The following is a 13,478-nucleotide window of genomic DNA, read 5'->3' as shown; positions in this document are numbered from 1 at the left end:
GTTTTTCGTCAGGAACGACCCTTTCATGACATCCGAGGGAGAAGCGTCAGCGTTTCCCGTGCAGCACGGTGATCAGCTTCGCCACCAGAGCGTCGGTCTTTTCCTTGCGGGAGAACGAAGTCAGCACGATCGGGGCGGTGAACCGCTGCCGTGCCACGGCCTTCGGGCGGGCGAACTCCCGCAGGCCTTCCGGGCCGTGGATCCGGCCGAAGCCCGAATCGCCGACGCCACCGAAGGGCAGCGAAGCGATACCGGCGAACGAAAGCGGTGCGTTGATCGCCGTCATGCCGGTGCGCAGCCGTCCGGCCAGTTCGAGGCCGCGCGACTTCGAGAACACCGTCGAGCCGAGGCCGTACTTCGTGTCGTTGGCCTTCTCGACGGCCTCGTCCATGTCGCGGACCTTGGCGATGGTGACGGTCGGGCCGAACGTCTCCTCCTGCACGGCCGCGGAGTCCTCGGGCACGTCGACGAGCACCGTCGGCTGCACGTAGCGGTCGCCGACCGCGTCGACACCGCCGACCAGCGCCTTGCCGCCGCGTTCGATGGCGTCCGCGATGTGGCGCTTGATCACCGAGAGCTGCGAAGGCATCGTCACCGGGCCGTACTGCGCGGCCGCGTCCGAGCCGGCCCGCACGTCCTTCGACTTCTCGACGACCTTCGCGACGAACTCGTCGTGCACGCGCTCGTGGACGTACACGCGCTCGACGCCGATGCAGGTCTGGCCCGAGTTGGAGAACGCGCCCCAGACGGTCGCGTCCGCGGCGGCCTCCAGGTCGGCGTCCGCGTCGACGAGGACGGCGTCCTTGCCGCCGGCCTCGATGATCACCGGGGTCAGCGTCTCGGCGGCCGCGGCCATGATCTTCTTGCCCGTCCCGGTCGAACCGGTGAAGGCGATCTTGTCGACGCCACCTGTGACGAGCGAAGCGCCCGTCTCGCCGAAGCCGGTGATCAGCTGCAGCACCGGCCATTCCGGGACGACCTCGTTGAACGCGTCGACCAGCCATTTCCCGACGCCGGGCGTGTACTCGCTGGGCTTGAAGACGACGGTGTTGCCGGCGGCGAGCGCGTAGGCGATGGAGCCGAGCGGGGTGAACACGGGGTAGTTCCACGGGCCGATCACGCCCACGACGCCGAGCGGCTGGTACTCCACCGTCGCCGCCTGGTTCGACATCATCAGCCCGGCCGCGCGTCGCTGCTTGCCGAGGATCTTGCGCGCGTGCTTGCCGGCCCACGCGATGTGCTCGATGGCGAGGACGCTCTCCAGCTGCGCGTCGGCGATCGGCTTCCCGGTCTCGTCGCGCACGACCTGGCACAGCTGCGGCAGCCTGCGGGTGATGACGCCCTTCCAGCGGCGCAGACGTTCGGCGCGGCCGTCGTAGCCGAGCCCGGCCCACCATGCGGCGGCGTCCTTCGCGCGGGCGATGGCGGCGCGGACGTCCTCCTTGCTGTGCACCGGGTAGGTGCCGACGACCTCGTCGGTCGCCGGGCTGAGGGAATCGAAGGTCTCCCCCACGCTGTGCGCGGTCGGCTTCGGCTGGACTGCGGTCATCGACTTCTCCCGTGTCTCGGCTCAAAGCCCAGGCTACGACGTTACTGACGGCGTGCCAATAGCTCGCCTGGGGCGTGCCACCAGCATCGCACAGGAGACGAGGGCCGCAAGGACACCGAGAAGGGGGCACAGCCAGACCGGCAGGACACCGATCGCCAGCGAGCCCAGCCCGAAGCCGGACGCCTGCACGGTGAAGGCCAGCGAGAACCCCTCCGACCGGCGGCGTACCGGCAGCAGCTTCTGCAGGTTGACCGACGAGACGGCCATCAGCGGGCCGGTGCAGAGCCCGATCAGCGCGACCCCGCCGAGCAGCCCGGCCCACCCGAAACCCGCCGAAACGACGATCCCGCCGAGCACGAAACCGGCCAGGAACAGCCGCGGATCGCCGACCTTCCCGCGCGCCGCGTAGAGCGCGCTCCCGGTGATGCTGGCGGCGCACAACACGACGATGACGATCGCCGTCGCCGAATCCGGGGCGCCGAGGCGCTGGACGAGCGGCAGCAGCCCGACTTCGATGGTCGACAGCAGGAGCCCGACGGTGAACAACCCCGCCAGCCAGGGCACACAGGCGGCGACCGGGATCGACTGCCGCTCGACTGTCCTTTGTGGATCTCGCCGGACGGTCCGCCGCGGCACGAGCAGCGCCGCGATCAGGGCGACGACGGCCATCGCCAGGACAGGGACGGCAGGCCCGGACGTCGCCAGGAGCGCCACCAGCAGCGGTCCGCCGACGATCACGCCTTCGAGGATCATCGCGTCCACCGAAACGGCCCTCGGCAACTCCTCTTCGGTCACCGTCCCGGCGAGCAGGGTCCGGAAACCGCCGTTCAGCCCACCCGCGACCAGTCCAGGCGGGATCGCCAGCGCGAGCATCACCCAGTCCGGGGCTCCGGCGGAGGCGACCGCGGCCAGCAGGAACAGCCCGGCGGCGACCAGGGGAAGCAGCACGACGAGACCGCGGGCGGGGCCGACGCGGTCGAGCAGCCGTCCGGTCGGCACGGCGCCGACCATCTCGGCGGCGACGAAGACGGCCATCATGATCCCGCCGAGCCGGTACGAACCGGTCGTCGCGGTGGTCAGCACGGTGAAGGCCAGTGGCGCCATCGTGGCGGGCAGCCGGTTCAGCTGCACCCCCGCCGACCAGCGCCAATACCCGGAATTACGCAGCAACGTCATGCCACGAACATTGCCGACCCCGGGCCAGCGAGCCCATTGATTAGGTAATAGCCTAATCCGATGATCGAGCTGGTGCTGACCGCCGAGAGCGCCAACCGCGTCCGCTTCGGCATCTCCCCGCTCGACGAGACCATGGGCGCGATGCAGACCCTGCTCGGACGGCGCGGGCATCCGAGTCATCTGCCGTGGCTGCGCGAGGCGGCCGCGAAACTGCCGGACCTGCCCATCGACGGCTTCGCCAAGGTGATGAGCGCGCGGCACTACATCACCGACTTCCTCAGCCCGCCGCCGAGCGGCCCGGAGACCACGGCGTCCGCCCAGCTCGCCGAAATCCGCCGCACGGCGCCGGAGCAGGTCGCCCATGAGCTGTCCAAAGTAGACGCCGACCTGAGCGGGCTCCCCGAAGATCCGGCCGTGGCGAGGGATCTGCTGGCGGACCAGATGGAGATCGCCTGGACCGAACTGGTCGAACCTCATTGGCCGCGGATGCGCCGGTTCCTCGTCGCCGACATCGAGGAACGCTCACGACGGCTGGCCGCCGGCGGGATCGCGCTGGTACTGGAGGACATCCACCCGAGGGTGCGATTGGTCGACGACGTCCTGGTGATCGAGATGAAGGAACGCGGCCGCGTCCACCTCGACCGTCGCGGGCTCTTGCTGATTCCCGGCGTCTTCGCGTGGCCTTCGGTCGGGGTGATCACGATGGAGCCGTGGCAGCCTTCGCTGCTGTATCCGGCCCGCGGTGTTGCCGAACTCTGGTCGGACCCCGAACGCCCGCCCGGCGCACTCGCCGGAGTACTCGGCCGGACGAAGGCCGCGCTGCTCACGACGCTCAACGAACCCGCGAGCACCACCGAACTGGCCCGACGGCTGGGCTTCTCGGCGCCGACGGTCTCGCAGCACCTCACCGCGATGCACGCCGCAGGCCTGCTCGACACCCGGCGGCGCGGCCGCGAAGTCCGTTACCGGCGCACCGAACTTGGCGATGCCCTCCTGCGGGCCTAGGCTGGAATCGACCTACCGCGAAGGAGAACACCGATGCGTATTGTCCACTTTGGACACGCTTGCACCCTTCTGGAGACCGAGGGCGCGCGGATCCTGATCGACCCCGGCACCTTCTCGGCGGGCTTCGAGGGCGAGCGCGAGCTGGACGCCATCCTGATCACGCACCAGCACTTCGACCACCTCGACATGGACAGGCTGCCCGCGCTTCTTGAGGCGAACCCCGGCGTGCGGCTGATCGTCGATCCGGGTTCCGCCGAAGCGGTGGGGAAGATCGGCACCGAGTTCCAGATCGCCAACCCCGGCGATGCCTTCGAGATCGGTTCCAGCGGCATCAGCGTCGTCGGTGGCGAACACGCGGTGATCCACGACGAGATCCCGGTGATCCCGAACGTCGGCTACGTGGTCGATCACGGCGCCTTCTATCACCCGGGCGACTCGTTCTTCGTGCCGGAACAGAAGATCGACGTCCTCGGCCTGCCCACCGGCGCCCCGTGGCTCAAGGCCGGCGAGGCGGTCGACTACCTGCGTGCGGTGTCGCCGCGCCTCGCCGTCCCGATCCACGAAGCCGTCCTCGCGCGGCCGCAGATGCACTACGGCCTGTTCGCGAATCTCGCGCCGGAAGGCACCGAGGTGAAGGTGCTCGATGTCGGGGAGCCGGTGAAGCTCTAGCTCCGGTCGCCGGCGTGGTCGCGATGGCGTTGCGAAAGTGGCTTTCGCAACGTTGAAGGTTGCGGAAGTGGCTTTCGCAACACATGCCTTCCCTTGAAGGCAGGGTAAACGTGGCGTGATCGGACTGGCGATGATCCAGCGCGTCCGGGTCGTGAGTGGCAAAGACGGTTAGAGCGAATCGGTATTTGCTCACCACTCCTGAGCAGGGCGAAAGTCGAGGGTTGATGGCGCTGGAACTCGGCGTGCCAGTGCCGACGATGTAGGAATCGGGACGTTGAGTGTCCTAATTCCTGCATCGTCGAGGGTCGTGCGGATCTCGGGGGCTGATCAACGGAAGATCGGGGACGTTGAATGTCCCGAATCCTCCGTTGATCAAGGTCATGCCGAGCGGGGAAGATTCCGGACGCTGAACGTCCCCAATCCTCCCCACTCGCCGATATCGGCTCCGCCGCGGCAGCAGGACGGGGGCACGCCGAGTGGTGAGCGAATACAGGTTCACCAGAACCATCATTGCCACTCACGACCCCCGCTCCGGTACGCGAGTTTCCGCACCAAGATCTCCGCCGGTCCCCGATACGCCCGGCGGTGCATCACGTACGCGACGACGACCGTCAGCAGCCACACGCCGAGCCCGCACGCGGCCGCGACGAACGTGCTGCCGCTCAGCCCCAGCATGAACGGCGGCGCCAGGACCAGCCACGCCACCGACTGGAACAGGTAGGCGCTCAGCGTGCGTTGCCCGAGCGCCGAGATCGCGGTGACCACGACGCCTCGGCGTTTCTCGCCGACCGCCATGCCGATGAGCCCGAACAAGCTGATGTAGCCGATCGCGCCGAACAGGCCCGCGCCCTCGTACATCAGCTTGACGAGCCCAGCGGTTTCCTCGTCGAAGCCGATGTAGTCGCCGGCGAAGAGCCCCATCGGCAGCGCGCCCGCGACCGCGACCCCGAAACCCCCGAACAGACCGAAAAGGAGCAGTTTCCGATTCGGCTCCTCCAGCACACGCTTCTTCGCGGCCCAGGCGCCCACCCAGACGAACAGGATCGACGACAGCAGGACCGCGGTGGTCATGGGCCATTCGAAGAGCCGTTCCCGCACGGCGTCGCCGTACGTCGGCGCCAGTGACGACGCGTCCTCGATGGACGGAACCGGCGCGCTCCCGGAGTTCCCGGTGAGCACCAGGTACATCAGCACGGCGAGATAGCAGACGCCGAAACCGAGGTACAGCACCGGAATCCGGTAGAAACCCTTGCCGCGCCGCAAAAGCAGCAGGGTGAACACCATGCCGATCACGCCGTACGCGCCGAGCACGTCGCCGGAGAAGAACAGCACCCCGTCGACGGCGCCGAAGACCAGCAGCCACGCGTGACGGCGAAGCAAGATGCCGCGCGTCCGCGGCCACGGCTGCCCCAGCGCCTCCTGACGAGCGGCGAACTGCACCATCCCGTAGCCGAGCATCATGCCGAACAGCGGCAGCGCGCACGCGTGGACGAGCACGAACAGCACCACGAAGTACGGCCGCTCCGGGCCTTCCGGCGTCTGATCGACGCCGGGTGTGTTGCCGAGGAAGATGCTCGCGGTATGCGCCAGCGCGACCAGCAGGAGCGCGAAACCCCTGGCCAGATCCGGAGCGAGCACGCGCTCGCCGATCGGTGTCGATGTCATGGTTCCCCCTTTAGTATCCAACGTACACTAATTAATGTCCGGCGGATACTAATGGCAGGAGGAGGCGTTTGTCAGCCGGCGTCGATCAGAGCGGCGATGCCGTCGAGGACGACGCCGAGACCGAAGTCGAAGTCGGAGTTCTGTCCGGAGTCGCCGAGGCCCGAGGTCAGGAAGCCCACGGCGTCGGGAAAGCGTTCGGGGTCGATCAGCTCGGCGAGGCCTTGGCCGTAGGCCCGCTCCGCCTGCGCCTGGCTCAGCCCGCTGTCCTTCCGGCCCTCGGCGAGCTGGAGGGCCTGCGCGCACGCGAGGCGGACATAGCCGCCGATCAGCACCAGGATCCCACCCTTGGTCCCCCAGTCGAGACCGGTGTCGCGCAGCGTCCGCAGGAACGCGTCCATCCAGGCGACCGCGTGCGGTCCGGCGGGCGGGCCGGAAAGCGGCAGCTCGACCAGCCATGGGTGGCGCATCAGGACATCACGGTTGGCCTCGGCCAACGCGGTGAGCTCGGCCCGCCAATCGCCGGTGGGCTCCAGGCTCGGCGGATCGCCGACGGCGACGTCGGCCATCAGCTCCAGCAGCTCCGATTTCGAACCGATGTGGCGGTACAACGACATCTTCGTGACGCCCAGCTCTTTCGCCACGTTCGCCAGCGTCACGTTCGCGACGCCTTCGCGATCGGAGAGGTCCACCGCGGCGGCCACGACGCCATCGATGTCGAGCACGGACGGCCTGCCGCGGGTGGGGCGCTCCGACCGGCGCCAGAGCCGCATCAGCGTCGCCGGTGCGCCGGCCTCGTCGGTCATCCCGACAATTTAACCCGCGTTCGCGAGAGCGAGCCGTACGTGGTTCCGAACGCGCGGTTCTCCAGCGAGACGTCGACGGCGTCGAGGAACGCCTGCCGCAGTCCCGGCCGGGCGAGGTCCGCGGCGTCGATGCCGAGCCGCACCAGCCCGCCGCGGCGCGCGGCCCTGGCGGCGGCCAGCACCAGCGCGAAACACCGGACGGTCTCCGTGCGGTGCGACGGCCCGCCGAACTCCTGCACCCTGGCGCGCTGGGCGTCGCCGGTCACCAGGTCCCGCACCGAGACCAGGTCCGCGCACAGCGTGAACCCGTGTTCGCGCAAGGCCTGCAAGGTGCCCTCCGACGCGACCCAGCGCGGCGGCGCGAAACCGTCGACGGCCATGCCGTTGGCGTCGAGCGCCGCCTTCGCCGCGATCAGGCGCAGCCGCGCCTCGTGTGCGGGCAGCGCCGCGAATTCGGCACGTTTGCCCAGGTAGACGGCGCGGTGCGTCGGCGGGATCTGGTGGTCGTACCCGTGCAGGAGGACGGAGTCACCGCTGGTGCGGCGCGTCCGGACCCACTCGGTCACGGGGCCCTCGCCGGTGCGAGCGGCGTAGAGCACGGACAACGGGACCCTGCGCCGGTCGAGTTCGGCCGCGAGATCGGCACAGCGGTGCAACGTCCGGGTGGTCACGCCGGACAGGGAAACCAGCAAACGTGCATCCACCCCACCAGTGAGCCAGCGCCGCCTTGCGCCGGACTGACGACGGAGTGAACGCCGCAGGTCAGGCGGGCCAATCCTGCAACGACCGGCCGGTGATGCGTTCGTACGACTCGATGTACCTCGCCCGTGTGGCGGCGACGATGTCCTCCGGCAAGGGTGGTGACCCCGGTCTGTCCCGGCGGTGCCATCCGGACGCGGGGCTGGTGAGCCAGTCCCGCAGGGGCTGCTTGTCGAACGACGGCTGCGGGCTGTCCGGCGCGTAACCACCGGCGGGCCAGTAGCGCGACGAATCCGGGGTCAGGACCTCGTCGGCGAGCACGAGGTTCCCCTCCCGGTCGATGCCGAATTCGAGCTTCGTGTCCGCGAGCAGGATGCCGCGTTCGGCGGCGAACTCCGCGCCGCGGCGGTACACCGCCAGCGTCGCCTCGCGGACCTCCTCGGCCCGCTCGCGGCCGAGCTGCCCGACGACGTCGGAGAAGGCGATGTTCTCGTCGTGCGAGCCGCGGTCGGCCTTGGTCGCGGGCGTGAAGATCGGCTCGGGAAGGCGGGACGATTCGGTCAGACCGGGCGGAAGTTCGACACCGCAAACCGTGCCGCGCGCGCGATAATCGGCGAGACCGGTACCGGTGAGATATCCGCGGGCGACGGCTTCGAGCGGCAGCATCGCCAGCCGCCGCACCAGCAGCGCACGGCCGCGGACCTCGGCGGGGATGCGTTCGTCTTCGTAGGAGACCAGGTGGTTGGGGAGGACATCGGAGAGCAGGGAGAACCAGAACACGCTCATCGCGGTGAGCACCCGCCCCTTGTCCGGGATGGGCGTGTCGAAGACGACGTCGTAGGCGGAGATCCGGTCGGACGTGACGAGCAGCAGATGCTCGTCATCGACGGCGTAGAGCTCACGGACCTTGCCGGCGGCGATCTTCGGGTATTCGAGCGTCGTCACGGCTGCACCCTAGCGATCAAGGATGATGGCTGATCATGCCGATCCACTGCGTTTCGTTCACGACCGACTACGGGCTGAGCGACGGTTTCGTGGCCGCGTGCCACGGCGTGATCGCGCGGATCGCGCCGTCCGTACGGGTGATCGACGTGAGCCACGAGATCCCTCCGCAGCAGGTCAGGACCGGCGCCGAGGTGCTCGCCCAGACCGCGCCGTATCTGCCGGAGTCCGTCCATCTCGCCGTCGTGGACCCCGGCGTCGGCACCGCGCGGCGCGGCGTCGTGGTGGTCACCGAACGCGGAATGCTCGTCGGCCCGGACAACGGGCTCCTCATTCCCGCCGCCGAAACACTCAGCGGGGTGATAGCCGCGTACGAACTCGCGGCGCCGGAATACCGCCTTCCGGTGACGTCGTCGACGTTCCACGGGCGTGACGTCTTCGCCCCCGCGGCGGCGCATCTCGCGCTCGGCGTCGCACCCGAGGAGTTCGGGCCGCGCGTCGACGACCTCGTGCGGCTGCCGGACCCGTTCGTCGCGGTGTTCCCCGGCAAGCTGGTGGCCGAAGTGCTCACGGTCGACCACTTCGGCAACGTCCAGCTGGCCGCGAGCCCCGCCGACCTCGAACTGGCCGGGCTGGCGGGCACGGTCTCGGTCAGCAGCGAACACGTCCTGGTGAAGGCGCTGGTCGGCGACACCTTCGGCACGGTGCCGCCGGGCCGGAACGTGCTCTACACCGATTCCGCGGGACGGCTCGCGGTCGCCGTGAACGGCGGCTCGGCGTCGGCGGTGCTCGGGCTGGGACCGGCCCAGGAGTGCACGATCACCTCGTCGCCGACGGACACCTGACCCGGCCCGGTCACCGCCATCTTGATCCCGAACGAGACGCCGCCCTCGGGCTCGCGGCGGTAGTCGGCGAGCGACCGGATCGGCTCGGGACCGGCCTTCTTCCCGGTCTCCTGGTCGACCATCGGCACCGTGCAGCGGATGCAGACCTTGGCGTAGCCCAGTTCGAGGCCACCGGCGGTGAGCGAGCGGACGTCGTCCTCGCGATGCGGCTCCGGCCAGCCCGCGACGACGATGTTGGGCCGGAAGCGGTCCATCGGCACGGCTTCGGCGCCGCGCGACGCGATGCGCTCGTTCAAACCGTCCAAAGAGGACTCGGAGGTGAGCAGGATCGCGTGCGCGTCGGCGAAGGCCGCGGTGCCGGGGATCTCGCCGTTGGTGACGCGTTCGTGCTCCGGCGCGAGGCCGACGAACACCGACGGCAGGCCGAGGACGTCGGAGAACCACTCGGCGGCCTCGTCGCCCTGGTGGACGCCCTTGCCCTGCCAGGTGAACGTCGCGGCGGGCTGCCTCGGCCCGTCCGTGACCGTCTCGACCAGCAGATCTTCGACGCCGGGAGCGGCGAGCCGCAAGCGCGCGCCGTCGTCGAGCACCTCTGCGCGGATGGACGCCATCACCGGATGCTTGCGCTGGCTGCGGAACTCGCCCTCCGGGGAGACGACCATCCAGGCCCGGTCGAACCTCAGCCCCGCGGGGGTGACGTCGGCCGTTTCGACCGACGTCCCCGCGCAGCCTTTGACCGGGTAATAGACCAGCTTCGCCACTCTCGCCATGACCGCAGGTTAACGAACCCAAGTCCGTGAAGGCCTCCTTGAGGGACTCTGGGTCCCTCAAGGAGGCCTTCACGGACTGGGCACACAGGCGCGGCGTGAGCGAAGGCGTGACTCACGTGATCAGGCACGTAACTCGCGTGATTGAAGGCCGCACTCGCGTGTTCCGCCGCTGATCACGCGTGTTACGGCTTGGATCACGTGAGTGCGGTCTCGCGTGGGTCGTGAGTGGCGATTCGGGTTAGAACCCGAATCGCCACTCACGACCAACCGGACCCACGCCTCACCGCCGGCTCCCTACAGCACTTGCGAAAGGAACCGCTGCAGCCGCTCGCTCCGCGGAGCGTCGAAGATCGCCTCCGGAGCGCCCTGTTCGACGATCTTCCCGGCGTCCATGAACGCGACCTCGTCGGCGACGCTGCGCGCGAAACCCATCTCGTGGGTGACCACGAGCAGCGTCAGCCCGCGTTCGGCCAGCCCCGCCATCAGGGTGAGGACGCCCTTGACCAGCTCCGGGTCCAGCGCGCTGGTCGCCTCGTCGAACAGCATGACCTCGGGCTCCATGGCGAGCGCCCGCGCGATCGCGACCCGCTGCTGCTGCCCGCCCGAGAGCGCGCTCGGCCGGTAGGGCGCCTTGTCGGCGAGGCCGACCTCGGCGAGGCGGGCGTGCGCGATCTCCGCCGCCTCCTCCTTGCCGAGTTTGCGCACACTGCGCAGCGGCAGGGTGATGTTGTCCAGCACGCTGCGGTGCCCGAACAGGTTGAAGTGCTGGAACACCATCCCGACGCGCTGCCGCAGCGCGTCCGGATCCGACGAGATGACGCTCTCGCCGCCCAGCAGCAGGTCGCCCGAGTCGGGCTCCTGGAGGCGGTTCACGCAGCGCAGCAGCGTTGACTTGCCGGAGCCCGACGGCCCGATGATGCAGGTCGTGCGGCCTTTCTCGACCTTGAGGTTCACGCCCTTCAGCACTTCGAGGGTGCCGAAGGAGACGTGGATGTCGCGGAGTTCGACGCTCGATGAGCGTACGGCGGCGGTCATGGCATCGGCACCTTTCCGGTGTTCAGGAGTTCCGGCTCGCCGCCCTCGTCGTCGACCCGGATCTTCTTGCCGGTGCGCAGCTTCTTGTCGATGTAGTTGACCAGATGGGTCAGCGGCACGGTGATCACCAGATACACCGCACCCGCCGCGACCAGCGGCGACAGGTTCCCGGTGTTCGCCGCGAGATCCTGCCCGATGCGGAACAGGTCGCGCTGCTCGGCGAGGAAGCCGAGGAAGTACACCAGGCTGGAGTCCTTGACCAGCGCGATGAACTGGTTCACCAGCGCGGGCAGCACGCGCCGCACGCCCTGCGGGATGACGACGAGCGTCATCGCCTTGGTGTAGCTCATGCCCAGCGCGCGACTGGCCTCCATCTGTCCTTTTTCGACACTCTGGATACCGGCGCGGAAGATCTCGCCGATGTAGGCGGCCGCGATCAGGCTCAGCGCCAGAATGCCCAGCGGGTAAGGGTTCCGCGACAGCGACGGGATGAGGATCCCGCCGCCCTGCCCGATCACCAGGATGGTCAGGATCGCGGGCAGGCCGCGGAAGATGTCGGTGTACACCCGGGCGGGCCAGCGCAGCCACGCCTTGCTGGACAGGCCCATCGTGGCCAGCAGCATGCCGAGCACGGTGCCGATCAGTGCCGAGAACACCGAAAGGATCAGCGTGTTCAGCAGGCCGGTCCCGAGAAGGTCGGGGAAGACCTCCCAGATGTACTCCCAGTTCAGGAAGGTGTTGAGGAAATCGTCCACTTACTTCTGCCCGGCCTTGAACTCCGCGGGCACCGGCGCGTTCGGCTCGAACCGCTGATGCACCCTTTCCCAGGTCCCGTCGGCGATGACCGCCTTGAGCCCGGCGTTGATCTTGCCCGCCAACTCGGTGTTGCCCTTCCTGACCGCGAAACCGTGCGGGATCGTCGTGGTGATCGCCTTGACCACCTTGAGTTTCGCGTCCGGGTTCTTCGCCGCGTAGTCCTCGGCGGTCGCCTGGTCGAAGATCGCGCCGTCGATCGCGCCCGACTTCAGCGCGGCGAGGGCGGCGGCGTCCTGCGGGAACTTCACCGCCTGCGCGGTGGGCGCGTTGGCCGCCAGCCAGCTGTCCGACACCGTGCCCTGGACGACGCCGATCCGCTTGCCCGCCAAGGAGTTCTCATCGGTGATCGCGACGCCCTCGCGGGTCTCGATGCCGAGCGACTGGTAGTTGTACGGCGCCGAGAAGTCGACGGTCTTGCGGCGTTCGTCGGTCTGCGAGATCCCCGAGCTGCCGATGTCGAACTTGCCGGTGGCGACCTGGCCGAGCAGCGCCGAGAACTCCGTGGAGACGAATTCGAGTTTCAGGTTCTGGTGCGCGGCGATGGCCTTCAGCAGCTCGTTGTCGAACCCGGTGAACACGCCGTTTTCCTGATAGGCGTTGGGTTTCGAGTCGCTGAGAGTGCCGACGCGAAGGGTTTTCCCGCCGGCGTCCTCACCGCCGCCGCACGCCGTCAGCACCGCCACGAGGGCGGCGCTGACGGCGGCGGCGAGTGACTTCTTCATCGTGATCCTCACGCCTTGAACTGGTCCGGGACCGGGGCCGTCGGCAGGAACTTCTCGTGCAGCTTGACCCAGGTGCCGTCGGCGATGACCTGCTTGAGGCCCTCGTTGATCTTGGTGAGCAGCTCGCTGTTGCCCTTCTTCACCGCGAAGCCGTGGGGCACGTCGGTGGTGAAGGACTTGACGACCTTGAGCTTCGCGTCGGCGCTCTCCTTGACGTTCGTCTCGGCGATCGCCTGGTCGAGGATGTAGGCGTCGACGGCGCCGCTCTTCAGCGCGGCCAGCGCCGGGGCGTATCCCGGGAAGCGGACGGCCTGCGCGTCGGGCACCGTCGAGGTGAGCCACTTGTCGCCGACGGTCGCCTGGATGACCGCGACCCGCTTGCCGGACAGGCCCTTCTCCTCGGTGATCGGCGAGCCGTCCTTGGTCTGGATGCTCATGACCTCGAAGTTGTACGGGCTGGAGAAGTCGACGTTCTTCTTGCGCTCGTCGGTCTGCGCGATGGCCGAGCTGCCGATGTCGAACTGGTTGTTCGCGACCTGGCCCAGCAGCGAGGAGAAGTCGGTCGACGCGAACTCGAGCTTCAGGTTCTGCTTGGCGGCGATGGCCTTCAGCAGTTCGTTGTCGAAGCCGGTGTAGTTGCCGTTCTCGACGTAGATGTTCGGCGGCGCGTCGCTCAGCGTCCCGACGCGGAGGGTCTTCTCGGTGGCGGACTCGCCACCACCGCAGGCGGCGAGCACGGCGACGAGGCCCGCGGCCAGCGTGGCGAGCAGCGTTTTCTTCAT

The 13,478-nt window shown here is 68.7% G+C and carries 14 protein-coding genes; 3 read left to right on the top strand and 11 right to left on the bottom strand.

Annotation, left to right across the window (positions count from 1 at the left end; all coding sequences use genetic code 11):
* Positions 1-46: 46 nt before the first annotated feature.
* Positions 47-1,549, bottom strand: coding sequence for an aldehyde dehydrogenase family protein (locus tag AVR91_RS00970; RefSeq protein ID WP_063275757.1), 1,503 nt, complete (start codon positions 1,547-1,549; stop codon positions 47-49).
* A gap of 33 nt (positions 1,550-1,582) precedes the next feature.
* Positions 1,583-2,725, bottom strand: coding sequence for an MFS transporter (locus AVR91_RS00965; protein ID WP_063275758.1), 1,143 nt, complete (start codon positions 2,723-2,725; stop codon positions 1,583-1,585).
* A gap of 60 nt (positions 2,726-2,785) precedes the next feature.
* Here AVR91_RS00965 and AVR91_RS00960 point away from each other — a divergent pair, with 60 nt between their 5' ends.
* The gene (locus AVR91_RS00960) at positions 2,786-3,730 is read left to right on the top strand and encodes an ArsR/SmtB family transcription factor (protein ID WP_063275759.1); all 945 of its coding nucleotides are present in this window, start codon (positions 2,786-2,788) and stop codon (positions 3,728-3,730) included.
* Positions 3,731-3,763: 33 nt separating this feature from the next.
* A complete protein-coding gene (locus AVR91_RS00955) occupies positions 3,764-4,399 on the top strand; it encodes an MBL fold metallo-hydrolase (protein WP_063275760.1) in 636 nt (211 codons plus the stop codon).
* A gap of 507 nt (positions 4,400-4,906) precedes the next feature.
* On the opposite strand, the gene AVR91_RS00950 is transcribed toward AVR91_RS00955, so the two are convergent.
* From AVR91_RS00950 to AVR91_RS00935, 4 genes are all read right to left on the bottom strand, one after another.
* Positions 4,907-6,064 carry a DUF418 domain-containing protein gene (locus AVR91_RS00950; RefSeq protein ID WP_063275761.1) on the bottom strand — a complete coding sequence of 386 codons (1,158 nt, stop codon included), beginning with the start codon at positions 6,062-6,064 and terminating at the stop codon, positions 4,907-4,909.
* Positions 6,065-6,135: 71 nt separating this feature from the next.
* Positions 6,136-6,867, bottom strand: a complete 732-nt coding sequence (locus AVR91_RS00945) for a TetR/AcrR family transcriptional regulator (RefSeq protein ID WP_063275762.1) — start codon at positions 6,865-6,867, stop codon at positions 6,136-6,138.
* Positions 6,864-7,571 (bottom strand): DUF2334 domain-containing protein, encoded by a 708-nt coding sequence (locus AVR91_RS00940; RefSeq protein ID WP_228709095.1) that lies wholly within the window; start codon positions 7,569-7,571, stop codon positions 6,864-6,866. The genes AVR91_RS00945 and AVR91_RS00940 overlap by 4 nt, the downstream gene beginning before the upstream one ends.
* A 58-nt stretch (positions 7,572-7,629) precedes the next feature.
* Positions 7,630-8,511, bottom strand: coding sequence for a phosphoribosylaminoimidazolesuccinocarboxamide synthase (locus AVR91_RS00935; protein WP_016338053.1), 882 nt, complete (start codon positions 8,509-8,511; stop codon positions 7,630-7,632).
* Positions 8,512-8,546: 35 nt separating this feature from the next.
* Between AVR91_RS00935 and AVR91_RS00930 the strand changes: the two genes are divergently transcribed.
* Positions 8,547-9,353 carry an SAM hydrolase/SAM-dependent halogenase family protein gene (locus AVR91_RS00930; RefSeq protein ID WP_076153353.1) on the top strand — a complete coding sequence of 269 codons (807 nt, stop codon included), beginning with the start codon at positions 8,547-8,549 and terminating at the stop codon, positions 9,351-9,353.
* Here AVR91_RS00930 and AVR91_RS00925 read toward each other — a convergent pair.
* From AVR91_RS00925 to AVR91_RS00905, 5 genes are all read right to left on the bottom strand, one after another.
* The gene (locus tag AVR91_RS00925) at positions 9,236-10,123 is read right to left on the bottom strand and encodes an MOSC domain-containing protein (protein WP_063275764.1); all 888 of its coding nucleotides are present in this window, start codon (positions 10,121-10,123) and stop codon (positions 9,236-9,238) included. The two genes, AVR91_RS00930 and AVR91_RS00925, sit on opposite strands and share 118 nt — an antisense overlap.
* A gap of 294 nt (positions 10,124-10,417) precedes the next feature.
* On the bottom strand, positions 10,418-11,158 hold the full coding sequence (locus AVR91_RS00920; protein WP_016338056.1) for an amino acid ABC transporter ATP-binding protein: 741 nt from the start codon (positions 11,156-11,158) through the stop codon (positions 10,418-10,420).
* Positions 11,155-11,913, bottom strand: coding sequence for an amino acid ABC transporter permease (locus AVR91_RS00915; RefSeq protein ID WP_016338057.1), 759 nt, complete (start codon positions 11,911-11,913; stop codon positions 11,155-11,157). The genes AVR91_RS00920 and AVR91_RS00915 overlap by 4 nt, the downstream gene beginning before the upstream one ends.
* Positions 11,914-12,696: an ABC transporter substrate-binding protein gene (locus tag AVR91_RS00910; RefSeq protein ID WP_063271959.1), complete on the bottom strand. Its 783-nt coding sequence runs from the start codon at positions 12,694-12,696 to the stop codon at positions 11,914-11,916. It abuts the gene before it with no gap.
* A gap of 8 nt (positions 12,697-12,704) precedes the next feature.
* The gene (locus AVR91_RS00905; RefSeq protein ID WP_063271958.1) at positions 12,705-13,478 is read right to left on the bottom strand and encodes an ABC transporter substrate-binding protein; all 774 of its coding nucleotides are present in this window, start codon (positions 13,476-13,478) and stop codon (positions 12,705-12,707) included.

The sequence above is a fragment of the Amycolatopsis keratiniphila subsp. keratiniphila genome, from assembly GCF_001620365.2.
GTDB lineage: Bacteria > Actinomycetota > Actinomycetes > Mycobacteriales > Pseudonocardiaceae > Amycolatopsis > Amycolatopsis keratiniphila.
The sequence above is the reverse complement of the archived record's forward strand: the minus strand, read 5'-3'. Positions and strand labels throughout refer to the sequence as shown.